This window comes from Hamadaea sp. NPDC051192 (assembly GCF_040682475.1).
Taxonomy (GTDB): domain Bacteria; phylum Actinomycetota; class Actinomycetes; order Mycobacteriales; family Micromonosporaceae; genus Hamadaea; species Hamadaea flava.
The window spans coordinates 1-23967 of record NZ_JBFBAZ010000076.1 but is presented as its reverse complement, the minus strand read 5'-3'; the positions used below and the strand labels follow the sequence as shown (position 1 = coordinate 23967).

Here is a 23967-nt window from a genome sequence, read left to right as displayed (position 1 = left end):
TTGATCAGGGTCACTTTCACGTCGTCATGACGACACAGAAATGACCCTGATCAAGAAGGGGCAGCGCCAGTGTGGAAGCGCAGCAGTAGTGCGGTGCGTTCGCCCACGACCGGCCGGACGCCTTCGATCAACCGGCCGAGCAGCTCAGCCTGCTGGGAAGTGGGCATGCTGTAGGTCGTGGACGCCCCGTGCGCCAGCCACGACGCGAGATCGGATCGGGCCGTCCGGCGCAAGCGATCGTCGGCGTCGGCGTACAGGCGCAGGTCCAGGATCACCCGCTGCCAGACGTTCGCCGCCGCCAGCAGTCGGTACGCCGCGAACCGGGTGTGCGCGAGATTCCCCGGGTGAACCAGCTGCTCCAGGTGATCACGATCCAGCTCACCGGCGATCCGCAGGAGACTGGTTCGCGCCTGCGCCACGACCGCCGACGAACTGTCGCGCAGCATCGGCAGCACCATCGTCTGGTCGACGTTCCCGATCCGGCGCAACGCGACGAGCGTGGCGGCCCGGATGCGAGCCTGCGGATGGTGTAACCATCGCCGAAGCCGGGCGGCGTCACGCTGATCGCCGACCTCGCCGAGTCCGGCGATCGCGCCGACAGCCGGGTCATCCGCGTCCACCAGGGCTCGATACCTGGCCAGCACGTCCAGACCCGCGATACGCAGTACATTCCTGGCCACGGTCCGGACGACCTGGCTGCGGTCGGCCACCAGCGCTTCGGCTTCGGCGTACTCGCCTCGCTTCGCCAGCGCGTGCACCGCCTCGGCTCGCACCAGCCCGGTGCGGCCACGCGCCAACGACCGCAACTCCGCCAGGCCAGTCGTCCCGGCGATGGCCGCCCGCGCGCACATCGCGCGTACGGTCTGGTCGGGGTCGGCGGTCGCCGCCGTGATCAGCTGCGCGGTGGTCAGCTGACCGGATTCCATCAGCAGCTGGTACGCCGTTCGCCGCGCCCGGTGTGCGCGTACCGGCAGCACCGCTCGCACCTCGGCCGGAGCGAGCGACCGCAGTCTGCCCCGGACCTCCTGGGCAAGCCATTCGTGAGACGCCCGACGGTCGAGGCTGAACGCAATGTCCACAAGCGACGACAGTTCGGCGACCGGCATGGCGGGGAGCCGATCGGCGAGCGCCTTCCGGGCAGCCGTCCGGACGACGGGAACCCAGTCGCCGGTTCGGAGGGCGAGCATGGTGACCGCTACCGGATCCGGTGTCATCGCCAACAGCGTCGTCGCGGCTTCCCGGAGGTAGCCGGACGGGTGGCTCGCCGCCACCGTCAGCCTCAGCAGATCGTCCTCGCCTTCGACCAGCCGGGCGGCCAAGTCGTGCGACCAGACGGGTACGCCGTGCCACGCGCGCCGCAGTTCCTCGTCCAGCCGCGACCAGAATCGGGCCGACGCGGTACGCATCGTCGCCACGACGATCGCCCGATCGCGGGGTGCGCCGTCGCGGCTGATCGCGATGAGCTGCCTGGCCAGCTCGATCGACACCGCGTCGGCCGCCCGGCGGACTTCTTGGGCGACGGTTTCGCCATCTGTCAGGTTGGACGGGTAGTCGGACACCATGGGCGGCGGCATGCGCCGAACCCAGTCCATCAGCCTGCCGCGTACGCCGGTCACCTGGACATCGTCGCAGCGCCGTCCACCGATTTCGCCGTTCAGGAGCGAAGTGTGCGTCGTTGGCGTATCGCCAGCTGGAACACCCAGAGCCAGCCGACGACGATCGACAGCCGCTGCCACAGCCCGGCGGTGTCCACAAGCGACGAGCCCGGCTCGAAGCCCGTTCCGGCCAGGAAGAACAGCACGAGGAACGCCACTCCGCTGACCACCGAGTAGACCGCCCGCACCGGTGACCGGCGGCGCGCGAAGGCGTACCCGAAGAAGAACATCGCGACCGCGAGTCCCGCGAAAGCGGCGACCGAGAGGAGGTCGTGCAGTGAGCCGTGCCAGCTGTGGCCGCGCGCGGCGGTGGGATAGCCGTTGACCGGGTCGGTCGCGAAGAGCCCGGCGCCGATGAGCCCTAGGCCCCAGAGGCCGACTAACAGTGGGCCGACGAGCGCGCCGGGTCCCGGGCGGAGGCTGCGCCGCAGGCCGACCGCGAACAGGATCGTCAGGATGCCACAGATCAGGAAGTTCACGACTTGTTGCCAGCCGCCTGGGCCGAGCGCGAGCGAGCTGACCGGATGACGCATCGAGTCGTAGCCGTGGCGGAACGCGCCTTCCAGGACGAACGCGAGGACGAAGAGCGGACCGGCGATGAGGCCGCAGGTCAGCAGGCGGTTCGGTGGGATGGGCGGGCGGTCCGGGGTGGCCGCGCCGACGAGCGTGAGGGTCGTCGTCATGCGTCAACCGTAGTTGACAGGCAAACGAGCGTCAACTGAAGTTGACAGCAGGGGTGGGGCCAGCCTCACCCCCGGAAGGGAGGTCTGCGTCATCGCGCCGAGCTCGCCGGATCTTTACCGTGGTCGCATGCGCGCACTCCTGAGGGCTTGGCGATCAGCCGTCCTCGTCGTCACCGGTCCCCCGATCGGCTTAGCCGGATTCGTGGTGATCGCCCTGACGGGCGCGTTCTGGCCACGCGTCATCGGCTCGTTCGTCGCCGGGTGGCATCGGCGGCGGTACGCGGCCTTGCTCGGCGTACGCCTCGTTCCGCCGGCCCCGGGCCAGGGCGTACGCCGGCAGCTGGCGTTCGGGCTGCTCGCCGGGCCGTTGTCGGTGCTCTCGGCGGCGGTCGTGATCGTGTGCTGGTCGGTGGCGATGCTCGGGGCGACCTGGCTCAGCTTCGGCTGGGTGGTGCCGCAGGACTCGACCGGCTGGCTGCACTATCAGGATTCCCTGGTCACCACGCTGGTGGCGATCGCCGCGTCGCTGATGCTGTTCCTCGGATTCGTGGCAGCCCGCCAGCTCGCCCAGCTGGAACTCCTGCTCGCCGGCCGGATGCTCCAGGCCAGCCGGGTCGAGGCGTTGTCCGTACGCGTGGACGCGCTGGCCGAGAGCCGGGCGGAGGTCGTCGACGCGGCCGACGCCGAGCGCCGCCGGATCGAACGGGACCTGCACGACGGGGCGCAGCAGCGGCTCGTGTCGCTGGCGATGAACCTCGGCATGGCGCGCGCGACCCTGACCGACAGCGATCCCAAAGTCACCCAAGCGCTGGCCGACGCCCACGACGAGGCAAAACTCGCCTTGAGCGAACTTCGTCAGCTCGTCCGCGGTCTGCATCCGGCCGTGCTCGACGATCGTGGGCTGGACGCGGCGCTGTCCGGAATCGCCGCGCGCTCCCCCATCCCCGTACGCCTGACCGTCGACGTCCCCAACCGTCCATCCAGGACGATCGAGGCGGTGGCGTACTTCGTGGTGGCAGAGGCGTTGACCAACGTCGCCAAACACGCCGGCGCGTCGTCGATCACCGTGAAGATCAGCCGGGCCGGTTCCCGGCTGTCGGTGGTGATCGCCGACGACGGCCGCGGCGGCGCCGACCCCGCCCGCGGCACCGGCCTGCGCGGCCTGGCCCAACGGGTCGGCTCGGTCGACGGTGTGCTGCGGCTGAGCAGCCCGGTCGGCGGCCCGACGACGATCGAGGTGGAGCTGCCGTGCGAGTCGTGATCGGTGAGGATTCCGTGCTGCTCCGCGAGGGTCTCGTACGCCTGCTGACGGCGAGCGGCATGGAGGTGGCCGCCACCGCCGGGGACGCGGAGACGTTCCTGAAGGCGGTCGCCGAACATCGGCCGGACGTCGTGGTCCTCGACGTACGCATGCCGCCGTCGTTCACCGACGAGGGCCTGCGGGCGGCGTTGGTCCTGCGGCGGCAGTACCCGGAGATCGCCGTCCTGGTCCTGTCCCAATACGTCGAGGAGCGGTACGCCATCGAGCTGCTGTCCGGCCCGCCGAGCAAGGTCGGTTACCTGCTCAAGGACCGGATCGCCGATGTGGGCGACTTCCTCGACGCGCTGCGCCGGGTCGCCGGCGGTGGCACCGCCCTCGATCCGGAGGTCGTCGCCCAGCTCCTCGTACGCCGTCACCGCGACCCGATGGAACGGCTCACGCCCCGGGAGCGCGAGGTCCTCGCCTTGATGGCGGAGGGCCGCTCGAACTCCGCGATCGCCGCTGCGCTGTTCGTCAGCGACAGCGCGATCGAAAAGCACGTCAACAGCATCTTCACCAAGCTCGACCTGCAACCGGCCGACGGCGACCATCGCCGTGTCCTCGCCGTCCTGCGCTTCCTGGAGGTTTCCCCGTGACCACCCCCACCGACACCGTGCGCCCGTCGCGTCGCTGGCAGCTGTTCGGCGGCCTCGCCACCGTCTTCGTCGTGCTCGTCGGCGCCGGGATCGCCTGGGCGGTCGTCGGCAGCACCGGGCTGAACCGCGTCGTCGAGAACGCCCGTTACGACCGCCCGGTCTCCCGCATCGTCTTCGACGACGTGGAGTCAGGCGACGTCACCATCCGCGCCGAGGGCGGCAACACCGGCGTCCGCGTCCAGCGAACCCTGCACTGGACCACGCAGAGCCCGACGATCCGCGAGAACTGGGACGGCGACGTGCTCACCATCAGCTTCGACTGCCCTAGCTGGGGTTTCGGGTCCGGCTGCGGCGTCGACTACACCCTCGACGTCCCGCCCGCGGTTCAGGTGGAGATCCGGGTCAGCTCGGGCGACGTCGAGCTCGACGGGCTCACCGCCCCGGCGCGCGTCCACACGACCTCGGGGGACGTGCGGGTCCGCGACATGCACGCCGGCACCCTCACGGCGGAGGCCACGTCAGGCGACATCACGCTCGACGACATCTCCATCGGTACGCTCAAGGCCGAGACCACGTCCGGTGACGTGCGAGCGGTGTACGCGACTCCGCCGACCTCGACGGACATCAGCGTCGTCTCCGGCGACGTCACCGTCACGCTGCCCAGCGACGCGACGGCGTACGAGGTGCATCTGGAGAGCACGTCGGGCGATCTGCACAGCGACGTCCAGTCGACCCCGGGCGCGACTGCGAAGCTCCGGCTCGCCACGACCTCCGGCGACGTGCGCGTACGCCGTGGTTGACGGGCAGAAACCCACGCCGTCTTCACAGCTTCTTGATCGTCTTCCGCGTATCGTCGTGGCGTGAGGATTCGCACCACCGTAACCGTCCTGGTACTCGCCGTGATCGCCGCAACCGCCGCCATTCTCCTCACCCGGCCGGTTGCGGCGCCCACTCCGGTCAGCGCCCCCGAGACGTCGCCCACACGGCTCGCCGCCGTACGCCATCCCACCGAACCGCACCGCCCGGCGCCGATCCCCGCGCACGGCAGCGGCACGTTCACCGTCGACCCGTCGGCCGGTCCGCTGCTCGGCACGGCCGGCCGCCTGCGGCGATTCCACATCGCCGTCGAGACCACCGTCGCCGACGGCCTGCCGGACTTCACCCGCATCGTCGACGAGACGCTCGGCGACCGCCGCAGCTGGATCGGCGACGACCAGCACCGGTTCCAGCGCGTACCGGCGAACGCCGAAGCCGACTTCACGATCTACCTCGCCACCCGGGACACCGCGTACCGGCTGTGCCGTGCGGGCGGCGTGAACATCCGCGTCGGCGGCGTTCCCTACACCTCCTGCCGCCGCACCGGAGCCGTCGTCATCAACTACGACCGCTGGCGGCTCGCCGTCCCCGACTACACCGCCGCCGGTACGCCGTTGGCCACCTATCGCGCGTACGTCATCAATCACGAGGTGGGCCACGAACTCGGGCACGGCCACGTCCCCTGCCCCGGTAACGGCCGGGCCGCCCCGGTCATGCAGACCCAGACGCTGGGACTGCGCGGCTGTGTCGCCAACCCATGGCCCAATAAGGACGGACACTGATCCACATCCCGGAAAGTGTCGCGATGGAGCCGGGCTCCGACACGGAACGGGATGTGGATCATGGCGGCTGACGTCGCGCCGGAACGGGATCCGGGGCTGGGTAGAGTGGCCGGTCATGACCGACACCGACCTCGCGCCAGGCTGGGACGCGATCGACGCCGCGCTGGCGCGGCTGTATCCGGGAATCGAGCCGCTCCACTACGGGACGATCCTCAAGTGGTCGCTGGGCGGCGATGATCCGCTCGACGGGGTCAGCGTGTACCGCCGCGAGGACCACTGGCACTTCGTCACGTACGGGATGTCGGAGCTGTACGTCAAGGAGTCCAGCGACCCGGACGTCTCCGGTTGGGGCTTCGAGTTCACGTTCCGCCTGGCCCGGGCGGCCGATGAGGAGCAGCCGCCGGTATGGGCGCTGAACTTCCTGCAGAACCTGGCACGGTACGTCTTCTCCACGGGGAACGTCTTCGAGCCCGGCCACCACATCAACGCGAACGGGCCGATCGCGGTCGACCAGCCGAGCACGCTCATCCGGGCGGCTACCTTCGCCGACGATCCCGAGCTGGGGGTCCTCGACACTCCACATGGGACGGTGCGGTTCCTGCAGATCGTCGGGATCACCCTCGACGAGTACGCCGCCGTCGAGCTGTGGGACGCCACCCGGCTGCTGAGCGTGCTCTCGGCGTATCTGCCGAATCTCGTGACGGACCTGAACCGCGCGAGCCTGACCGAGAACGCGGAGGTCGCCGCCGCGATCGCGGAAGGTGTACGCCGTGACGGGTCGTCGACGGGCGGGATCTTCACCGATGTCGCCGCGTGGCGGCGCGAGGGTGACGTGACCGTCGTGCGGCTGGGCGCGAACGCCGCGCCGCGGATCGGGCGGCTCGCCCACGCCCGGGTAAGCCATGGGCAGGGACTGCTGGTGCAGTCGTCCGACAGCGCGATCGGCTTCCGGGCCGGAGACTCGTTCGCGGTTCAGGAGAACGACGGCGTGCTGGAGATCTTCCTGTCGCCGGCGGAGGCCGCGGAGTTCGCCCGGATCGCCCAGCCGCGCGCGGGGCGGTACGAGCTCGCGGGGCTGGTGCTGGAGATCGAGAAGTCGCTGATCCGCAACCCGGAGGGCGAGGTCGTCGAGGAGATCGGCTGATCAGCGGCGCCGCAGCACTAGCCGAGTGACCTCCGGGGTGGCGGTCGCCACACTGGCCACATACCCCCGGGGGGTATAGGCTCCCTCCTGAACACAGGGAGGAACACCATGGACCACAGCAGTCACGGCGGTAGTCACGGCGGCGGGCACGGCCAGGACCAGATGCAGCACACCGGCCACGAGCATCACCAGATGGACCACTCGCAGATGGACCACGCGCAGATGGACCACGCGCAGATGGACCACGCGCAGATGGACCACAGCGCGCACGCCGCACACGGAGCGCAGGGCGCTCACGGGGTTCACGGCGCGCACGGGGCGCAGGGTTCGCGGGTGCCGTGGTCGATGGCGATCCAGGCGACGCTGCACTGCTTGCTCGGCTGCGCCATCGGTGAGGTGCTGGGCATGGTCCTCGGCACGGCATTCGGCCTGCACAACGCGGCGACCGTGGTGCTGTCGGTCGCGCTGGCCTTCGTCTTCGGGTACGCCCTGACGATGCGCGGCGTGCTGCGTGCCGGGGTGGATTGGCGTACGGCGGTGAAGGTGGCGCTGGCGGCCGACACGGTGTCGATCGCCGTGATGGAACTGCTGGACAACACCGTGATGGTGACCGTGCCGGGCGCGATGGACGCCGGCCTGACCAGTGCGCTGTTCTGGGGCGCGCTCGCGTTCTCGCTGGTGGTCGCGTTCCTGGTGACCACGCCGGTGAACCGCTGGCTGATCGGACGAGGCAAGGGGCACGCGGTGGTGCACCAGTACCATTGACGATCATGGGCGACCCGAACGGCACCGAACGCGTCGACGTCATCGACTTGGAGCGGCCGTCATCCCGGAGGCGTACCGGGGTGACGGCCGTCGTCGTCGTGCTCGCGTTCGCCGTCGGGATCGGGGTCGGCTATCAGCTCCACAAGCAGCCGGGGAAGACGCCGTCGCCGCCGCCCTCAGCCAGTTCGGCCACGGCGGGCGGTCCGCTTGAGTCGACCGGCGCCCGCTGCTGGGCACAGGACGGCAAACGACTGCAGCTCGGCGTACAGGTGCGGAATCCCGGCGGCGAGGCGGTACTCCAAGGGCTGCAGGTCGATCTGCCGCTTGGCGGACTGCGGGAGTTGGGCACGACCTGGGGAACGTGCGGGCAGCTGTCGGCACCGGACGCCACCCGCGAACTCCGGGTCGGCCCGGGTGCGACCGCCTGGCTGTCGGCGACCTTCGACGTGCTCGACCCGTGCCCGGCGCCCTACCCGGTGCGGTACACCGTGGCGTACCTGGACGGTGCGGGCGTCGCCCGGCAGGACCTCCTCGGCTCGTTCGCCGACCTGGGCGACGTGCCGTATCGCGGCTGCCCAAGCTGATCCGCTCCGCGCAGGGGGCCGGCCCCGGCGGTGCGGGCCGGGGCCGGCGTTCGAGCGAGGGGTGGTTCACATCAGGCGCGGTACGCGTTCCAAGCGCTCAGCATGCGGGTCGCCTGCCCGGCCGTGAACTCGTACATGCACGAATCGTAGGTGTAGTCCATGAAGTTGTGGATGGGGTCGACGCCCGACTGCGTGCACGTGTCGCGACCGGTCGGGCACGCGAAGGCCGCCGACTTCTCACGCGGGGTGTCCGAGACGCTGTCCCCGGTGGCACCACAGGCTCCCTGGAACGTGTGGTAGAGGTTCAGCCAGTGGCCGATCTCGTGCGTCGCGGTGTCGCCGAGGTTGTAGTTGGTGGCGCTGCCACCGGGCAACGACTCGTCGAGGATGACCACACCGTCGTAGGTGCCGATGCTGCTCGTCGGGAAGGTCGCCCAGCCGAGCAGGTCATCGGAGAGGTCTCCGGTGTAGATGTTGAGCGTACCGTCGCCGCCGGTCCGCAGCGCGGCCTTCATCGCGGTCTCGGTGGACGAGCCGTACACGATCGGGTACCAGGCCGCGTTGGTCCGGCGGTCGATCGACTGCAAGGTGAACTGGAACGACGTGTTCGTCGCGTACGCCGCGTTGAGGACGGCGATCTGGTTGGTGATCCAGCTGTCCGGGATGTTGCCGTTGGCCTGCGTGCCGTCCTCGCTGATCACGTGGAACACCACGGGGATCGTGATGACGGCCTGGATGCCGATGTCGGCCGTCGCGCTGCGGGCCGACACCCGGGCGGCGAAGTCCTTCTCGCGCTCGGCCACCTGAGCCGCGGTCAGCTCGTTCGGGTCGTGCCGGGCCGCGGAACCGTTGCGGGACCGCGCGTCGGCGGCACCGGCGGCCTCCGGGTCGTAGCAGGCGGCGCCAGGTGCGGCGGCTGCGACGAAGGCGGCGGGTGCGCCGGTCAGGATGGCCGCGGCGGCCATCATGGTGAGCCCGGCCGCGCTGATCGTTCGGCGGATGCGCATACGTTACCTCTTCCTCCCCAGTGGCCCCGCGGGGTGGGCGGAGCCACGTCCATCGATGAAGAAGAGCGTATTGCGAATTTCGAGATATCGAAATATGAGACACTGTTAAGTGTCTATTGCGGCTGGCTGGGAACCAGCCGGGAGCCTGACACATGACTCGGCGGCGACCGTTCCCGGGCCGCCGCCGATGTGACGATCGAGCTGATCAGACGGTCGGCGCCGCGGGCGGCAGCGGACCGGCCGGCGTGACGGTGACCGGCGCGGTCTCCTCCGACGGCATCAGGATCCAGAGGATCGGGTAGATCAGGATCTGGCTGCCCGGGATGACGAGCAGGATCAGGGCGAACAGCAGCCGCGCGGGCCACGGGTCGATGCCGAAGCGGCGGCCGAGGCCGGCGCAGACGCCGCCGAGCACGCGACCCTCGCGCGGACGGATGAGTCCTTCCTGACGCATGGACGCGTGGACGGTCTCCATGGTGATCCCCCTTTGTCGTGGTGGTATCACCAGCATCTCGCGCGGCGACGTCGCGGACATCGGGGTTCGGCCCTGGTCAGGCCCCTAGACCCGGGCTCAGGGATGCTCCGGATGCGCGGCGGCGACCGGGGCTTCGGGCTGCGCCGTGAGGTCGCTGACGTGCGTCTGGCCGTAGCCGTCGCGGTCCGGCCGGCCGTGCTCGCCCCGGGTCATCGCGAACTCCTCCTCCGGGCTGAGGATGAGCTTGTGCCGCCCCGCGACGGCGAAGTACGCGATCGCGGCGACGAACCAGATCGCCACGCCGACGACGCCGGGCCGGTAGTCGTCCCGGACGAACAGGGCGGCCAGTGAGATCAGCGCGATGACGCCCGCGACGGCCGCTCCGGCGATCCCGAGCGGGCTGCGGTAGGGGCGTTCGATGCCGGGCAGGCGACGCCGCAACAGGATGAACGACAGCATCTGCATGAAGTAGGAGATCACCCCGCCGAAGACCGCCATCGACAGCAGGGCGGCGCTGACGTTGCCGCCCAGCCATTTGTTCTCGGTCGCCAGGTAGAGCAGCAACGCCAGGGCGTACCCGAGGACTCCCCCGCCGAGCAGCGCGACCCACGGCGTCTTGCGCTTGCCGTGAGTGATCGACAGGACGTGCGGGTAGTACCCGGCGCGCGACAGCGAATACACGTTCCGCCCGTACGCGTAGATGATCGTGTGGAAGCTGGCCACGAGCCCGGCCACGGCGACCAGGCCGAGCAGCGAGGCCGAGGTGCCCTGGCCGAAGATGGTCTTGAACCCGTCGAGCAGCGGCTCGCCGGAGTCCCGCAGGCCCTCGGCGCCGGGCTTGATCCCCGTGTTGAGGAACAGTACGCCGAACGCCGCGACCAGCAGGGTGAGCAGCCCGTAGACGGTGCCGCGCGGGATGTCCCGGCGCGGGTCGTGCGACTCCTCGGCGGCCAGCGGCAGTTCCTCGATCGCCAGGAAGAACCAGATCGCGAACGGCAGCGCCAGGAAGACGCCGCTGAACACGCCGAACGGGAACCAGCTGGAGTTGCCGGGATCGGGCGCGATGTTGAGGGCGTTGGCGGAGAAGTCGAGGTCCGGGATCGCGGCGACGAAGAACACCGCGAGGATCGCCAGCGCCAGTACGCAGATCACCACGGTGAACCGCATGGTCATCTCGATGCCGGCCAGGTTGAGCAGCAGGAAGATCGCGTAGCAGATCAGCCACCAGACCGGCTGCGGGATGCTGACCCCGACCAGATCGTCCACGATGGACTGCAGGTAGCTGCCGATGAAGGTGACCACGACGGCCGGGGTGACGATGTACTCGATGCTCTCGGCGACGCCGGTGATGAACCCGCCCCAGGGACCCATCGCCGATCGCGCGAACGAGTACGCCCCACCGGTGTGCGGCAACGCCGGGGACATCTCCGCGATGCTGAAGCAGAGCCCGAAGTACATGACGGCGATGACGACGGTGGCCACGAGCAGGCCACCGAAGCCGCCCGCGTCGAGCCCGAGGTTCCAGCCGGAGAACTCGCCGGAGATGACGGCCGCGACGCCGAGCGCCCAGAGCGACCACACTCCGGCATGCCGGCGTAACGCGCGTTGAGCGAAGTATCCGCCGTCCGCCTCGCGGTAGGTGACGCCTCCAGTGCTCTGCCCGGCCATCCCGCTCACCTCAGCTTCACGTGTAGCCCCGTGTTCGCTGCGCCGATGGGCAGAGGTTAAGTGCGATATTTAACTTGGTCAAGACACTCGTGTCACAGCCGCGTTACGCGTGCCAGATGACAATCCTGTCATCTCGTCGAGGTCGGCCCGGCAGTACGCCGATATTCCGTGAGCAGGTGATCAAAAGTTACTGACCACCCTCTTGACGTCGCATCAGATTCATTGATAGGAATCTGCCATTTGTTGGCGATCGGTGGACAGGACATCGGCCGAACGGATGTCTACCCCCACCCCGACGCTTTCGAGAGGGAAATCCGTGAAGAACACCCAACGCCTCGCCATAAGCGCGGCGATCGCGGTCGGAGGCATGGTGGTCGCGGCAACCGCGGCAACCGCCGTGAGTCCGGCCGCAGCACCGGCGCCCGTAACCCCGGCCGCCGCCTCGGCTCTAGCCGCCAACTCGGCGGCGGACCTCGTGGCCGGCAAGCCGGCCTACCTGCACGCGGGCAGCGAGGACAAGTTCGTCCAGCGCTCGGTCGTCTCCTCGGCCGGACTGCAGTACGTCCCCTACGAGCGGACCTACCGCGACCTGCGCGTCCTCGGTGGCGACTTCGTCATCGTGACCAACGCCAGCGGCCAGGTCACCGCGACCTCGGTGGCGCAGGAGCAGGCCATCAACGGCCTGTCCACCACCCCGAAGCTGTCCAAGGCGCAGGCCGAGAAGGTGGCCAAGGGCCAGCTCAAGACCGTCTCCGGCGTCGAGTCGACCGAACTGGTGGTCTACGCGATCGACGGCGCGCCGCGACTGGCGTACGAGTCGACCGTCCGCGGCACGAGCGCCGAGGGCGTCAGCAGGCTCACCGTCGACGTCGACGCGCTCACCGGCGCGGTCCTGAAGACCCGCGAGCGGGTCATGAGCGGCACCGGCACCGGCTGGATCAACGGCTCGGTGACGATCAACACCACCCTGTCGGGCAGCACGTACTCGATGACCCACTCGAGCGTCAGCAACATGCCCTGCCAGGACGCCTCCACCAACTCCACGTTCAGCGGCTCGGACGACGTGTGGGGCAACGGCACCGGCACCAACAAGGAGACCGGCTGCGTCGACGCGTTCTACGTGGCGCAGAAGGAAGCCGCGATGCTGAGCTCCTGGCTCGGCCGCAACGGCATGAACGGCTCGGGCGGCGCCTGGCCGATCCGCGTCGGCCTCAACGACCAGAACGCGTACTACGACGGCACCCAGGTCCAGATCGGCAAGAACACCGCCGGTCAGTGGATCGGCTCGGCTGACGTCGTGGGTCACGAGATGGGTCACGGCATCGACGACACCACCCCGGGTGGCATCTCGAACGGCAACACCCAGGAGTTCGTCGCCGACACCTTCGGCGCGGCCACCGAGGCGTTCGCCAACAACCCGAACGACCCGGCGGACTACCAGGTCGGCGAGGAGATCAACCTCGTGGGCAGCGGCCCGATCCGGTACATGTACAACCCCTCGCTCGCCGGTGACGACAACTGCTACTCCAGCAGCATCCCGGGCGAGGAGGTGCACGCGGCGGCCGGTCCCGGCAACCACTGGTTCTACCTGCTCGCCGAGGGCACCAACCCGACCAACGGTCAGCCCACCAGCACCACCTGCAACGGCTCGACCAGCCTGACCGGCGTCGGCATCCAGACCGCGATCAAGATCATGTACAACGCGATGCTGATGAAGACGTCGAGCAGCTCGTACCTGAAGTACCGGACCTGGACGCTGACGGCGGCCAAGGCCCTCGACGCGACCTGCGGTCTGTTCAACAAGACCAAGGCCGCGTGGGACGCGGTGAGCGTGCCGGCGCAGACGGCCGACCCGACCTGCACCTCGGGCACCCCGTCGCCGACCCCGTCGACCACCGCGACCAGCAGCCCGTCGCCGACCCCCAGCGGCACCTGCGCCGGCCAGAAGCTGCTCAACCCGGGCTTCGAGTCCGGCTCGGCGAACTGGACGGCCACCTCGGGCGTCATCGACAGCAGCACCAGCCAGCCGTCGCACTCCGGCACCTACAAGGCCTGGATGGACGGTTACGGCACCACGCACACCGACACGCTGCAGCAGGCCGTCGCCATTCCGGCGGGCTGCAAGGCGACGCTGACCTTCTACCTGCACATCGACTCCGCCGAGACCACCACCTCGACGCAGTACGACAAGCTCACGGTCACCGTCAACGGCACCAGCGTGGCGACCTACTCCAACCTCAACAAGGCGACCGGCTACGTCCTGCGTACCGTCAACATCTCCGCGTACGCCGGAACCACCGCGACCCTGAAGTTCACCGCAGCCGAGGACTCCTCGCTGCAGACGTCGTTCGTCGTCGACGACACGGCGATCACGCTCAGCTAGTCACAGTTCAGCTAGTCACAGTTCGATGATCAGGGTCATCTCCCCGTCGCCATGGCGACGGGGAGATGACCCTGATCATGTCTGCCGGGTAAGAGCAGGCTGAGCAGGCTGGTCAGCTGCCGAAGGAGCGGGCGAACCGGCGCTTCAGGGGCGGCACCGCGCTCATCGTCCGCAGCACCGTACGGAACATCGTGCGCCCGAAGCGGTTGGCCGAGGCGGCCTGCCGGGCGTTGCGCAGGGACTGCTTCACCGCGGCGAAACCGTAGTCGCGCATCTGCCGCTCGTACTCCGCCACCGCGGCAACCTGCGACAGCTGTCCACTCTCGACGGCGATGAGCTGCCTGCGCAGCAGATCGGCGTCGCGGAGAGCGGTGTTCGCCCCGATCCCGGCCATCGGCGTCATGTTGTGGATGGCGTCGCCGAGCAGCGTCACCGGACCGGTCGGCCACGGGTCCACCGGCGTCGCCGAGCGGATGCGGACGACGTTCACCGTCGCCGGGTCGGAGCCGCCGATCAGGTCGCGCAGCTCGGCCGACCAGTCCCGGGTGCGATCCAGGATCAGCCGCGTCAGCGCTTCCCCGTCGTAACCGTCCACATCCGACGGGAACCAGGCCGAGGCGTCGGCGTACGCCCAGAAGGTGTAGTCGGCGGCGTTGTCGAGCAGGAACCCCTCGGGCAGGCTCGCGTCCGGCGCGACGGTCGCCCGGTCGTGCCGCCACACGGCGGTGAAGAGGTTGCCGCGCCCGGCCGGGATCACCAGATTCGCGTCCCGGGTCAGCTGCTGCGGCAGCCGGGCGAGGGCGGACTCGGTCAGCCGGTGCTTGCCCGCGACGGCGGTCACGCCGGTGTCGATCCGGTCGGCGTGCGGCAGCAGCTGCCGGCGTACGCGTGAATTGGCGCCGTCGGCCCCGATTAGCAGGTCGGCGGTGGCGCTGGAGCCGTCCTCGAAGTACGCCGTGACCCGCCCGTCCGGCGTGGTCTCGTAGCGGGTGAAGGTCTTGCCGAGGTGCAGGACGTCGTCGAGCCCGGACAGCAGCACCTGGCGCAGGGAGATCCGGCTGACGCCGTAGTGCTGCTCGGCCGGATCGGGCGAGACCGCGATGTCCTCGTGCGAGATGTGCAGCAGGTTGGCGAATCGCTCGGTGGTGAACCCGAACCCGCCGTCGCCGGTCGACACGGTGTCGAGGAACGCCTGCCAGGCCGCCGGGTCCAGGCACTCGTGCAGCGCCCGGGAGCCGTGCGGGTTGATGTGGATGCGGTAGCCCTGGAGCCACTCGGTCCGCGTCTGGGACCGCTCGTAGACGGCGACCGGGATGCCCGCCCGGCGCAGCCCGTGCGCCAGGGCCAGCCCGCCGATGCCGCCGCCGATGATCATGACCGTCTGCTTCATACGAGCCAGTATCATCCGATCGCATGTCAGTTTCAAGTGTTTGTTTGATTAGCTCAGGCAGTTATATGACACAGTCACGACCGCTACGCTCGGACCATGAGCCAACCGCGCCGGTCACCCCGGGCCGAAGACCGCAAACGCGACCCCGAGCGGACCCGCGAGCGCATCCTCGACGCCGCGCTCGCGGAGTTCGGCGAGCACGGGTACGCCGGCGCCCGGATCAGCGCCATCGCGAGCCGAGCCGGGGTGAACCAGCAGCTCATCTCCTATTACTTCGAAGGCAAGGAAGGCCTCTACCGGGCGGTCGTCGGCCGCTGGCCGCAGTTGTCGGGCCCCAGCAATCAGCCCGGCATGCCGATCCACGAAGTCGTCGGCAACTTCCTGCGGATGAACGTCGACAACCGGGCCTGGTCCCGGCTGCTCGCCTGGCAGGGCCTGACCGGCGGCACCGAGACCAACGCAGCCGGGTCCAGCACAGCCGGGTCCAGCACAGCCGGGTCCAGCACAGCCGGGTCCAGCACAGCCGAGACCAGCACAGCCGAGGCCAGTGCAGCCGAGGCCAGCGCAGCCGGAGGCGACGGAAAGGTCGGGCCGGACCCGTTCTTCCGGGCGATCCTCGACGACGTCCAGCGCCGCCAGCGCGACGGGGAGATCGCGGCCGACCTCGACCCGGCGTATCTGCTGCTGGTGCTCTTCTCCGCGACGATGGTGCCCACCGTGCTGCCGCAGATCGCGGGGCAGCTGACCGGGCTCGCCGCCGACACGCCCGAGTTCCTGGACGCCTACGCGGAGCAGATCCGGCGCATCGTCGAACACCTTCGGTGAAGCCCGCGGCCAACGGCACTGGCGAAGACTGAGGAGCTGTCGGGAAGACTTCCCGGGCAGCTTCGGTGAAGAGTTGCTGAGCGGGGCGGCGGATCGCTACGCTCTACACCTTGGGCCGTCTGTCACGGCACAGCAAAGCGAGGCATCTGTCAACACCGCCTCTGCCATTAGAGCCACGGGAGCGCCACTTGTCAAGCCCATCGCACGAAAAAGTCGCCGAAGCGCGCGAGATCACCCCGGAGACGGACCCGGTCGCCGAGGAGCAGGCGGTCGTCACGATGCTCTACGGCCACCTCGACAAGCTGCGCGAACAGGCCGACGAGCGGCTGGCGGCGGCGCTGCGGCAGACCGGCGGCACGCAGCAGGACCGCTCGCAGCGCGAGAGCACCGTCCTGATGCACACGGAGCAGCAGGCGCAGTACTCGGCCGTCGAAAGTGGACTCGTCTTCGGCCGGCTGGACCTCGCCGCGCCGGACGACGCCGACCCGATCAGCAGCACCCGGCACATCGGCCGCATCGGGATCTTCGACGAGGAGCACGACTTCGAGCCGCTGCTGCTGGACTGGCGTGCCCCGGCGGCGCGGCCGTTCTACCTGGCCACAGCGGCCGCTCCGGACGGCGTACGCCGTCGCCGGCACATCCGGACGCACGAGCGGGAGGTCATCGGCGTCGACGACGAGGTGCTGGACCTGGCCGAGGCGGCCCAGGGCGACCAGCACCCGCACGAGTCGCTCACCGGTGAGGCGGTGCTGCTGGCCGCGCTGGGCGCGAAGCGTACCGGGCGGATGAAGGACATCGTCGAGACGATCCAGGCCGAACAGGACCAGATCATCCGGGCCGACCTGAGCGGCGTACTCGTCGTCCAGGGCGGCCCCGGCACCGGCAAGACCGCCGTCGCGTTGCATCGGGCGGCGTACCTGCTCTACACGCACCGCAGGGAGCTGTCGAGCCGCGGCGTGCTCGTCGTCGGCCCGAACGCCACGTTCCTGCGCTACATCGCGCACGTGCTGCCGTCGCTCGCCGAGACCGGGGTCCTGCTGCGTACGCAGGCCGACCTGTTCCCCGGCGTCCACGCCGGGCACGAGGAGCCGGACGTCGTGGCCGAGATCAAGGGCCGCGCCGTGCTGGCCGACGTGCTGACCCAGGCCGTACGCGATCGGCAGCGGGTGCCCGACGACTACCTGGAGATCGTGATCGACCAGGATTCGCTGCGGCGCACGGTGCTGCGGCTCGACCGGGCGGTGGCCGAGGACGCGCGGGCGGCCGCCCGGAGGTCCGGCAAGCCGCACAACCTGGCTCGGGAGACCTTCGACGCCGAGGTCATCCACGCGCTGTCCATGCAGCTCGCGGAGGAGATCGGCAGCGACCCGTTCGCCGACGACCCGCTCGGCGGCAACGACGCGCCCGGCGATCCGCTGCTGCTGGAGGAGGCCGACCTGGCCGAGTTCCGCCGGGAACTGCGCGAGGAGCCCGGTGTGCAGGCGGCCTTGGACTGGTGCTGGCCGATTCTGAGCCCGCAGCGGCTGGTCGGCGACCTGCTCGGCTCTGCGGAGCGGCTGGCCACGGCAGCGGCGAAGCTGCCGGTCGAGGAGCGTGCCAAGCTCCACCGATCGCGGGGCGACGCCTGGACGCCGGCCGACGTGCCGCTGCTGGACGAGGCGGCCGAGCTGCTCGGCGACGACGACCGGGACGCCCGGGCGCTCGCCGAGCGGACGCGCCGGCAGCTCGACGCGTACGCCGCCGGGGCGTTGCAGATCCTGCACGGTTCCCGGTCCATCGACCTCGAGGACGAGATCGATCCCGAACTGCTGACCGCGGCGGACCTGCTCGACGCGGCCCGCCTCGGTGGACGGCAGGAGGAGGTCGATCGGCGTACGGCGGCCGAGCGCGCGGCGGCGGACCGGCGCTGGGCGTACGGGCACATCATCGTGGACGAGGCCCAGGAGTTGTCGCCGATGGCGTGGCGGCTGCTCATGCGGCGCTGCCCGAGCCGGTCGATGACCGTCGTCGGCGACGTCGCCCAGACCGGCGTGATCGGCGGGGCGACCTCCTGGCAGGACGTGCTCGGGGCGTACGTCGCCGACCGCTGGCGGCTCACCGAGCTGACCGTGAACTACCGGACCCCGTCGGAGATCATGGCGCTCGCCAGCGGCGTCCTCGCCGCCATCGACCCGGCCATGCCGGTGCCCCGGTCGGTCCGCGACAGCGGTGAGCAGCCGTGGCTGGCCACTGTGGACCCCGACACCCTGATCGCCGAGCTGACCCGGGCGGTCGCGACCGAGGCCAAGCTCGTCGACGGCGGGCGCGTCGGCGTCCTGGTCCCGGCGACGCGCCTGCCCGCGTGGGGCGGCGCGATCGCCGAGGCCGTGCCCGGCGCGGCGGTCGGCGACGAGTCCGATCTGGACTCCGACGTGGTGGTGCTCTCCGTGCGGCAGGCCAAGGGCCTGGAGTTCGACACGGTGATCGTCGCCGATCCGGCCGGCCTCGTCGCCGAGTCCGCGCGCGGGCTCAGCGACCTCTACGTCGCGCTCACCCGCTCGACCAACCGCCTCGGCATCCTCTCCCCCGGCGAACTCCCCGCCGAACTCACAGGACGGTGAGGGCGACGACGCGGCGGCTCCACGGGCGGACGGTGACGCGTACGGTGTCACCGGGCCGCCCGCCCAGGCCGGACGGCCGCGCCCAGGCCACCGTCCGGTCTCCCGACCCGTCGTCCACGGCCAGGTAGGACCGGTCCGGGTCGTCCTTGCCCAGGACGGTCCCGGTCCACCGTTCCACCCACAACACCTGCGCGTCGAAGGTCCGGACGGTCGCGAGGTCCAGCATCGCGCGGATCAACTTGTACGCACCCAGCAGCGCCAGGAGTGTCCCCACCGTCACCAGCACCGTGTACGCGAGCTGAACCTCGATCCGGTCCCGGAACCAGATCAGCAGTACGCCGATCCCGAGCGTGACGAGGCCCTGCCGGACGAGCCGGGCGGTGGGCTTGCCGTAGCGCGGCCACAGGCGTGGATAGCGGACGCGGATGCGATGCCACTCGCCGCCGAACGAGGACCAGACGCGTTTGCGGTCGCCGAGGCCGAGATGCAGGACGCCGGTGACGACCCGGTTCACGCCGAGCGCGGCCCCGTAGGACAGGTAGCGATCCCACATCGCGACCGCCGAGGGCGGCAGATCCGCGAACGCCTCATGGCCGTGCAGCCAACCGCGTACGCCGAGCCACCGGGCGGCGACCTCACGGCCGGCCGGGGTGTCCCGTTCGCCCTGGTCGGCCACGGCCGCGGAGCTGAAGACGCCGAGCGAGATCAGGAACGCCGCGATGGCCGCGCCGACGGCGCCACCGGTGTTGTCGCCGCCGCCCTCGGCCGGCTGCAAGGACAGCCAGTGGAAGACGGCCCAGGCGATCACCAGGGACACCCCGGCGGCCAGCGCCATCAGCCCGGTGACGAGAGCCGCGGGGAACCGCCGCTGGGACAGCCCGAGGCGGCGCGCCTCCGCGACGATCGCACCCCGGAGCCGCTTGTCCCACGTCTGGGCCTGGCCCTCGTCGCGGAAGGTCAACGCGGACACCGGCAGGACGCCCCCGTGCGCGAGGTGCTTGACGCGATCGAGGATCTGCCGCTCGAACGGCAGCAATCCGGTGTCCGGCTGTTCGCGTACATGAATGGTCGTCTGAAGTGGATCGTCGCCGGGCTGGCGCAGCTCGAGATGCCCGCGGGCCGCGAGGTCCACGAGCGTGGCCTCGCCCGCGTCCTCGGTGATCTCCCACCCGGAGGCGATGAGACTGACCACTGCGGGCGGCTCCGTGCCGAGGTCTGGTGTGGACGGTGCAGGGTGGACGCCGCGCGGCCGGGTGACCAGTCGGGCCGCCTCGAACGCGCCGTACCAGGCAGCCGTCGCCGCCGCCGCGAGCCCGGCGTCGAGAAGGTGGACGTTCATCAGAATCGGACCTGGACCGGACCCCGCTCCGCCCCGGCCGCCTCGAAGAACTCGGCCGTCCGGAAGCCGGTGGCCCCGGCCACCAGGTTGGTCGGCAGCGACTCGACGGCGTTGTTCAGCGATTGCACGGCGGTGTTGTAGAACTGCCGGGCGTAGGCGATCTTGTCCTCGGTGGTGGCGAGTTCGCTCTGCAGCGCGAGGAAGTTCTGGTTGGCCTGGAGCTGCGGGTACGCCTCAGCCAGCGCGAAGATCCGGCCCAGCGCCGAGGTCAGCGCGTTCTCGGCCGCCGACGCCCCCGCCACGCCCTGCGCCGACATCGCGGCCGTACGCGCCTGCGCGACCGCCTCGAAGGTGGCTCGCTCGTGGTCGGCGTAGCCACGGACCGTCTCGACGAGGTTCGGGATGAGGTCGTGCCGGCGCTTGAGCTGCACATCGGTCTGCGCCCAGGAGGCGCGGACCTGGTTGCGCAGCCGGACGAGCCGGTTGAACGCCGAGACGAACCAGACGACGAGCAGGATCACGAGGAGGACAGCGACGATGCCGATGATCAAACCGGGGGACATGGCTTTCATGAAGCCTGTTGTAGACAGTCCCCGCAAGGTCCGTTCGTCCGCACGGCTCCGCCGTTCGGGGCAGAATGCGGGGTATGCAGTTGCCCGTGATGCCGCCTGTCTCGCCGATGCTGGCCAAGCCAGTGAAGGGCATCAGCGCCCTGGACTCGGCCGGGGCGCTGAGTTTCGAGCCGAAGTGGGACGGCTTCCGGTCGATTGTGTTCCGCGACGGCGACGAAGTCGAGATCGGCAGCCGCAACGAGCGGCCGATGACGCGCTACTTCCCGGAGCTCGTGGCGGCGTTCCAGGAGAATCTGCCGCCGCGCTGCGTCGTCGACGGCGAGATCGTCCTGATCTCCGGCGACCGCCTGGACTTCGAGGCGCTCCAGCTGCGGCTGCATCCGGCGGCCAGCCGGGTCAACCTGCTCGCCGGGCAGACACCGGCGTCGTTCGTCGCCTTCGATCTGCTGGCGCTGGGCGACCAGGACTGCACCCGGCTGCCCTTCGAGCAGCGCCGGGGCCTGCTGGAGCAGGCGTTGTCGGGCGCGCAACCGCCGATCCACCTGACCCCGGCGACGACGGACCGCGTACTGGCCGAGGAGTGGTTCCATCAGTTCGAGGGAGCAGGGCTCGACGGGCTCATCGCCAAACCGCTCGCCGGGGCGTACGAGCCGGACAAGCGCACGATGTTCAAGGTCAAGCACGAGCGGACGGCGGACTGCGTGGTCGCCGGCTATCGGCTGCACACCAGCGGATCGGATCGGATCGGATCGTTGCTGCTGGGTCTCTACAACGACGACGGGCAGCTGGCGAGCGTCGGAGTGATCGGCGCGTTCCCGATGGCCAAGCGCATCGCGCTCTTCGAGGAGCTGCAACCGCTCGTGACCACCTTCGACGACCATCCGTGGAACTGGGCCAAGCTCGTGCCCGAAGGCGGGCGTACGCCCCGGGGGTCGGAGTACAGCCGCTGGAACGCCGGCAAGGACCTCTCCTTCACACCGTTGCGTCCTGAGCGGGTGGTGGAGGTGCGCTACGACCACATGGAAGGGCCACGCTTCCGGCATACGGCCCAGTTCGTCCGCTGGCGTCCCGACCGGGAACCCGAGTCCTGCACGTACGCCCAGCTCGACGAGCCGGTGAAGTTCGAGCTGGCCGACGTCCTGGGGCTACCGGGCGCGTAGCCCGTCCACGACCACCCGCAACATCGGCTCGGCCAGTTCGGGCGCGTTCTCGCTGCCCACCGCGACGCTATGGGTCAGCCGCAGGAGCACCGCCGGGTCGACGTCCTCGCGTACCTCGCCGGTCTCCTGCGCTGCCCGGAGCAGCTTGCCCAGCCCGCCCCGCAGGGTGTCGCGGCAGAACGTCAGGACCTCGCCCTCGCTGTCCAGCGTCGCCTTCACGGCCACGCCGAGGCCGCGCTTGCTCTTGGCGTAGTCCACCTGGACCCGGAGGAAGGCGATGAGCGCCTCCATCGGCGGCAGCGTCGCCGCGAACTCCTCGGCCTGGGCCGCCAACCCCTCGACGCCTTCCTGGTAGACCGCGCCGAGGAGGTCTTCACGGTTGGCGAAGTGGCGGTAGAGGGTGCCGGGCCCGACGCCCGCGCGCTTGACGATGTCGTCGAGGGAGGCCTTCTCGCCGTTCTCGGTGAAGGCGTCACGGGCGGCGTCGATCAGCCGCTCCCGATTACGCCGCGCGTCGGCCCGCAAGGCTCACTCCCTTTATCCGGAGAGATTCTCCGGATAGACTTGCGAACCGGAGGACTCCTCCATATGCTAACTCACGAACGTAACCGGAGATAGTCTCCGTTTATGCGTTCGTCGAGGAGTTCCTCATGTCTCAGCAGACCCTGCCCACTCGCACCGCGTCCGGAAACGCACGGCCCGGCGCACCGGCTCGCGAGGCGCCGCCGCACCGGCCCGGACTCGCCCTGGCGATCGTGCTCACCTGCCAGCTGATGCTGATCCTGGACGCGACCGTCATGAACGTCGCGCTCCCCCGCATCCAGTCCGACCTCGGGTTCACCGCCGCGAGCCTGTCCTGGGTGATGACGGCGTACTCGCTCACCTTCGGCGGCCTGCTGCTGCTCGGCGGCCGGATCGGCGACATCTTCGGCCGCCGCCGGGCGTTCGTCGCCGGCGTCGCGCTGTTCACCGTGGCTTCCCTGGTCGGCGGCTTCGCCACCTCGGCCACCTGGCTCATCGCCGCTCGGCTGGCCCAGGGCGTCGGCGCGGCCCTCGCCGGGCCGAACACGATCGCCCTGGTCACCACCACCTTCACCGAGACCAAGGCGCGTATCCGCGCCCTGTCGCTGCTCTCCGGCATCGCCAGCGCCGGGTTCGCGATCGGGCTGATCCTGGGCGGCATCCTCACCCAGGCCGCTTCCTGGCGCTGGGTGCTCTTCGTCAACGTGCCGTTCGGCATCGCCGCCGTCCTGCTCGCACCCCGGTTCGTCCGGGAGCCCGAGCGACACCCGGCGCGGCTGGACATCCCGGGCGCGCTGACCGCGACCGCCGGGGTGGCCGCACTGGTCGCCGGATTCACCCGGGCCGCCGAGGAAGGCTGGTCCGACCCGTGGACGGCCACGTTGCTCGGCGGCGGCGTACTGCTGGTGGCGGGGTTCCTCGCGATCGAGGCGCGCACCCGTCAGCCGATGCTGCCCCTGCGGCTGTTCGCCGACCGCAACCGCGCCGCGGCGTACGCGATCTTCCTGCTCGGCCCGGCCGCGATGATGTCGATGTTCTTCTTCCTGACGCAGTTCCTGCAGGACCTGCGCGGGTTCGACGCCCTGCGGACAGGGGTGGCGTTCCTGCCGATGGCCGGGGCGATGTTCGTCCTGACCCGGGCGATGCCCCGGATCCTGCCGAAGTTCGGTCCCCGGCGGCTGGCGCTCACCGGCATCCCGGTGATGATCGCCGGACTGCTGTGGACGACACAGCTCACGGCGAGCACGGCGTACTTCCCGGGGGTGTTCGGGCCGATGCTGCTCATGGGCCTCGGCATGGGGCTCGGGTTCGTCCCGCTGACCCCGACGATCATGGCCAACGTGCCGGCGCGGGACGCGGGCGCGGCCGGTGGCGCGATGCAGACGATGCAGCAGACCGGCGCCTCGCTCGGCCTCGCCGTGCTCGTCACGGTCTTCGGCACGGCTTCCCGGCACGCGGCGTCGTCGGGCTCGTCGACGCTCGACGCGACCATCCACGGCATGACCACGGCGTTCACCGTCGCGGCCGGCTTCGCGGCGATCGCCCTGCTGGTGGCGACCACTTTCCGCAAGCGCTGACCGCTTTCAGCCCGCCGGCTCACCGCGTTCTCGCCGGCTCACCGCGTGCTCGCCAACGCTCGCTGCCGCCGACTTAGGCGCTGGATCAGGGTTCTCGGTCGAATCTTGGACCAAGATTCGACAC

At 70.1% G+C, this 23967-nt stretch carries 21 protein-coding genes; 12 read left to right on the top strand and 9 right to left on the bottom strand.

Translation table 11 applies throughout. From position 1 onward, the window contains the following. Positions 1-50: 50 nt before the first annotated feature. On the bottom strand, positions 51-1616 hold the full coding sequence (locus tag AB0M47_RS27045) for a hypothetical protein (protein WP_363418935.1): 1566 nt from the start codon (positions 1614-1616) through the stop codon (positions 51-53). A gap of 38 nt (positions 1617-1654) precedes the next feature. Beyond that, positions 1655-2338 (bottom strand): DUF998 domain-containing protein, encoded by a 684-nt coding sequence (locus AB0M47_RS27040; RefSeq protein WP_363418933.1) that lies wholly within the window; start codon positions 2336-2338, stop codon positions 1655-1657. 127 nt (positions 2339-2465) lie between these two features. On the opposite strand from AB0M47_RS27040, the gene AB0M47_RS27035 reads away from it, so the two are divergent. From AB0M47_RS27035 to AB0M47_RS27005, 7 genes are all read left to right on the top strand, one after another. Further along, positions 2466-3599 (top strand): sensor histidine kinase, encoded by a 1134-nt coding sequence (locus tag AB0M47_RS27035; RefSeq protein WP_363418931.1) that lies wholly within the window; start codon positions 2466-2468, stop codon positions 3597-3599. After that, the gene (locus AB0M47_RS27030; RefSeq protein ID WP_363418929.1) at positions 3587-4234 is read left to right on the top strand and encodes a response regulator transcription factor; all 648 of its coding nucleotides are present in this window, start codon (positions 3587-3589) and stop codon (positions 4232-4234) included. The genes AB0M47_RS27035 and AB0M47_RS27030 overlap by 13 nt, the downstream gene beginning before the upstream one ends. Next, a complete protein-coding gene (locus AB0M47_RS27025) occupies positions 4231-5034 on the top strand; it encodes a DUF4097 family beta strand repeat-containing protein (protein WP_363418927.1) in 804 nt (267 codons plus the stop codon). The genes AB0M47_RS27030 and AB0M47_RS27025 overlap by 4 nt, the downstream gene beginning before the upstream one ends. A gap of 60 nt (positions 5035-5094) precedes the next feature. Beyond that, entirely contained in the window at positions 5095-5832 is a 738-nt protein-coding gene (locus AB0M47_RS27020) for a DUF3152 domain-containing protein (protein ID WP_363418925.1), read from the top strand. A 115-nt stretch (positions 5833-5947) separates the two neighbouring features. Further along, the gene (locus tag AB0M47_RS27015) at positions 5948-6976 is read left to right on the top strand and encodes a suppressor of fused domain protein (protein ID WP_363418923.1); all 1029 of its coding nucleotides are present in this window, start codon (positions 5948-5950) and stop codon (positions 6974-6976) included. A 108-nt stretch (positions 6977-7084) separates the two neighbouring features. Next, positions 7085-7741, top strand: a complete 657-nt coding sequence (locus tag AB0M47_RS27010; RefSeq protein ID WP_363418921.1) for a DUF4396 domain-containing protein — start codon at positions 7085-7087, stop codon at positions 7739-7741. A 5-nt stretch (positions 7742-7746) separates the two neighbouring features. Next, positions 7747-8325, top strand: coding sequence for a hypothetical protein (locus AB0M47_RS27005; RefSeq protein ID WP_363418919.1), 579 nt, complete (start codon positions 7747-7749; stop codon positions 8323-8325). 71 nt (positions 8326-8396) lie between these two features. Here the strand turns inward: AB0M47_RS27005 and AB0M47_RS27000 are convergent, their stop codons facing one another. The 3 genes from AB0M47_RS27000 to eat form a co-directional block, all read right to left on the bottom strand. Next, positions 8397-9332, bottom strand: coding sequence for a zinc metalloprotease (locus tag AB0M47_RS27000; RefSeq protein ID WP_363418917.1), 936 nt, complete (start codon positions 9330-9332; stop codon positions 8397-8399). A gap of 205 nt (positions 9333-9537) precedes the next feature. Continuing rightward, complete coding sequence (locus AB0M47_RS26995; protein ID WP_363418915.1) at positions 9538-9807, bottom strand: PspC domain-containing protein; 270 nt, start codon at positions 9805-9807, stop codon at positions 9538-9540. A 96-nt stretch (positions 9808-9903) separates the two neighbouring features. Beyond that, positions 9904-11475, bottom strand: a complete 1572-nt coding sequence (gene eat, locus AB0M47_RS26990; protein ID WP_363418913.1) for an ethanolamine permease — start codon at positions 11473-11475, stop codon at positions 9904-9906. A 367-nt stretch (positions 11476-11842) separates the two neighbouring features. Between eat and AB0M47_RS26985 the strand changes: the two genes are divergently transcribed. Then, positions 11843-13858, top strand: a complete 2016-nt coding sequence (locus AB0M47_RS26985) for a M4 family metallopeptidase (RefSeq protein ID WP_363418961.1) — start codon at positions 11843-11845, stop codon at positions 13856-13858. Positions 13859-13970: 112 nt separating this feature from the next. Here the strand turns inward: AB0M47_RS26985 and AB0M47_RS26980 are convergent, their stop codons facing one another. Then, positions 13971-15248 carry an NAD(P)/FAD-dependent oxidoreductase gene (locus tag AB0M47_RS26980; RefSeq protein WP_363418911.1) on the bottom strand — a complete coding sequence of 426 codons (1278 nt, stop codon included), beginning with the start codon at positions 15246-15248 and terminating at the stop codon, positions 13971-13973. Between the two features lie 96 nt (positions 15249-15344). Here AB0M47_RS26980 and AB0M47_RS26975 point away from each other — a divergent pair, with 96 nt between their 5' ends. Together AB0M47_RS26975 and AB0M47_RS26970 are read left to right on the top strand one after the other, a co-directional pair. Next, positions 15345-16073, top strand: a complete 729-nt coding sequence (locus tag AB0M47_RS26975) for a helix-turn-helix domain-containing protein (RefSeq protein WP_363418909.1) — start codon at positions 15345-15347, stop codon at positions 16071-16073. Between the two features lie 278 nt (positions 16074-16351). Continuing rightward, a complete protein-coding gene (locus tag AB0M47_RS26970; RefSeq protein ID WP_363418959.1) occupies positions 16352-18673 on the top strand; it encodes a UvrD-helicase domain-containing protein in 2322 nt (773 codons plus the stop codon). On the opposite strand, the gene AB0M47_RS26965 is transcribed toward AB0M47_RS26970, so the two are convergent. Both AB0M47_RS26965 and AB0M47_RS26960 read right to left on the bottom strand, forming a co-directional pair. Then, the gene (locus AB0M47_RS26965; RefSeq protein ID WP_363418907.1) at positions 18660-20012 is read right to left on the bottom strand and encodes a hypothetical protein; all 1353 of its coding nucleotides are present in this window, start codon (positions 20010-20012) and stop codon (positions 18660-18662) included. The two genes, AB0M47_RS26970 and AB0M47_RS26965, sit on opposite strands and share 14 nt — an antisense overlap. Next, positions 20012-20584 carry a LemA family protein gene (locus AB0M47_RS26960; protein WP_253756074.1) on the bottom strand — a complete coding sequence of 191 codons (573 nt, stop codon included), beginning with the start codon at positions 20582-20584 and terminating at the stop codon, positions 20012-20014. The genes AB0M47_RS26965 and AB0M47_RS26960 overlap by 1 nt, the downstream gene beginning before the upstream one ends. Before the next feature lie 74 nt (positions 20585-20658). On the opposite strand from AB0M47_RS26960, the gene AB0M47_RS26955 reads away from it, so the two are divergent. Continuing rightward, the gene (locus AB0M47_RS26955; protein ID WP_363418905.1) at positions 20659-21744 is read left to right on the top strand and encodes an ATP-dependent DNA ligase; all 1086 of its coding nucleotides are present in this window, start codon (positions 20659-20661) and stop codon (positions 21742-21744) included. Here the strand turns inward: AB0M47_RS26955 and AB0M47_RS26950 are convergent. Beyond that, positions 21730-22269 (bottom strand): TetR/AcrR family transcriptional regulator, encoded by a 540-nt coding sequence (locus AB0M47_RS26950; RefSeq protein ID WP_363418903.1) that lies wholly within the window; start codon positions 22267-22269, stop codon positions 21730-21732. The genes AB0M47_RS26955 and AB0M47_RS26950 overlap by 15 nt on opposite strands. A gap of 125 nt (positions 22270-22394) precedes the next feature. Between AB0M47_RS26950 and AB0M47_RS26945 the strand changes: the two genes are divergently transcribed. Beyond that, on the top strand, positions 22395-23843 hold the full coding sequence (locus AB0M47_RS26945) for an MFS transporter (protein ID WP_363418901.1): 1449 nt from the start codon (positions 22395-22397) through the stop codon (positions 23841-23843). Positions 23844-23967: the final 124 nt, after the last annotated feature.

What these genes read in the sequence shown, in the direction of transcription:
- AB0M47_RS27040 (WP_363418933.1), bottom strand. Translation starts at nt 2,338, where the DNA reads ATGACGACGACCCTCACGCTCGTCGGCGCGGCCACCCCGGACCGCCCG.
- AB0M47_RS27035 (WP_363418931.1), top strand. Translation starts at nt 2,466, where the DNA reads ATGCGCGCACTCCTGAGGGCTTGGCGATCAGCCGTCCTCGTCGTCACC.
- AB0M47_RS27015 (WP_363418923.1), top strand. Translation starts at nt 5,948, where the DNA reads ATGACCGACACCGACCTCGCGCCAGGCTGGGACGCGATCGACGCCGCG.
- AB0M47_RS27010 (WP_363418921.1), top strand. Translation starts at nt 7,085, where the DNA reads ATGGACCACAGCAGTCACGGCGGTAGTCACGGCGGCGGGCACGGCCAG.
- AB0M47_RS27005 (WP_363418919.1), top strand. Translation starts at nt 7,747, where the DNA reads ATGGGCGACCCGAACGGCACCGAACGCGTCGACGTCATCGACTTGGAG.
- AB0M47_RS27000 (WP_363418917.1), bottom strand. Translation starts at nt 9,332, where the DNA reads ATGCGCATCCGCCGAACGATCAGCGCGGCCGGGCTCACCATGATGGCC.
- AB0M47_RS26995 (WP_363418915.1), bottom strand. Translation starts at nt 9,807, where the DNA reads ATGGAGACCGTCCACGCGTCCATGCGTCAGGAAGGACTCATCCGTCCG.
- eat (WP_363418913.1), bottom strand. Translation starts at nt 11,475, where the DNA reads ATGGCCGGGCAGAGCACTGGAGGCGTCACCTACCGCGAGGCGGACGGC.
- AB0M47_RS26985 (WP_363418961.1), top strand. Translation starts at nt 11,843, where the DNA reads ATGGTGGTCGCGGCAACCGCGGCAACCGCCGTGAGTCCGGCCGCAGCA.
- AB0M47_RS26980 (WP_363418911.1), bottom strand. Translation starts at nt 15,248, where the DNA reads ATGAAGCAGACGGTCATGATCATCGGCGGCGGCATCGGCGGGCTGGCC.
- AB0M47_RS26975 (WP_363418909.1), top strand. Translation starts at nt 15,345, where the DNA reads ATGAGCCAACCGCGCCGGTCACCCCGGGCCGAAGACCGCAAACGCGAC.
- AB0M47_RS26970 (WP_363418959.1), top strand. Translation starts at nt 16,352, where the DNA reads ATGCTCTACGGCCACCTCGACAAGCTGCGCGAACAGGCCGACGAGCGG.
- AB0M47_RS26965 (WP_363418907.1), bottom strand. Translation starts at nt 20,012, where the DNA reads ATGAACGTCCACCTTCTCGACGCCGGGCTCGCGGCGGCGGCGACGGCT.
- AB0M47_RS26960 (WP_253756074.1), bottom strand. Translation starts at nt 20,584, where the DNA reads ATGAAAGCCATGTCCCCCGGTTTGATCATCGGCATCGTCGCTGTCCTC.
- AB0M47_RS26955 (WP_363418905.1), top strand. Translation starts at nt 20,659, where the DNA reads ATGCAGTTGCCCGTGATGCCGCCTGTCTCGCCGATGCTGGCCAAGCCA.
- AB0M47_RS26945 (WP_363418901.1), top strand. Translation starts at nt 22,395, where the DNA reads ATGTCTCAGCAGACCCTGCCCACTCGCACCGCGTCCGGAAACGCACGG.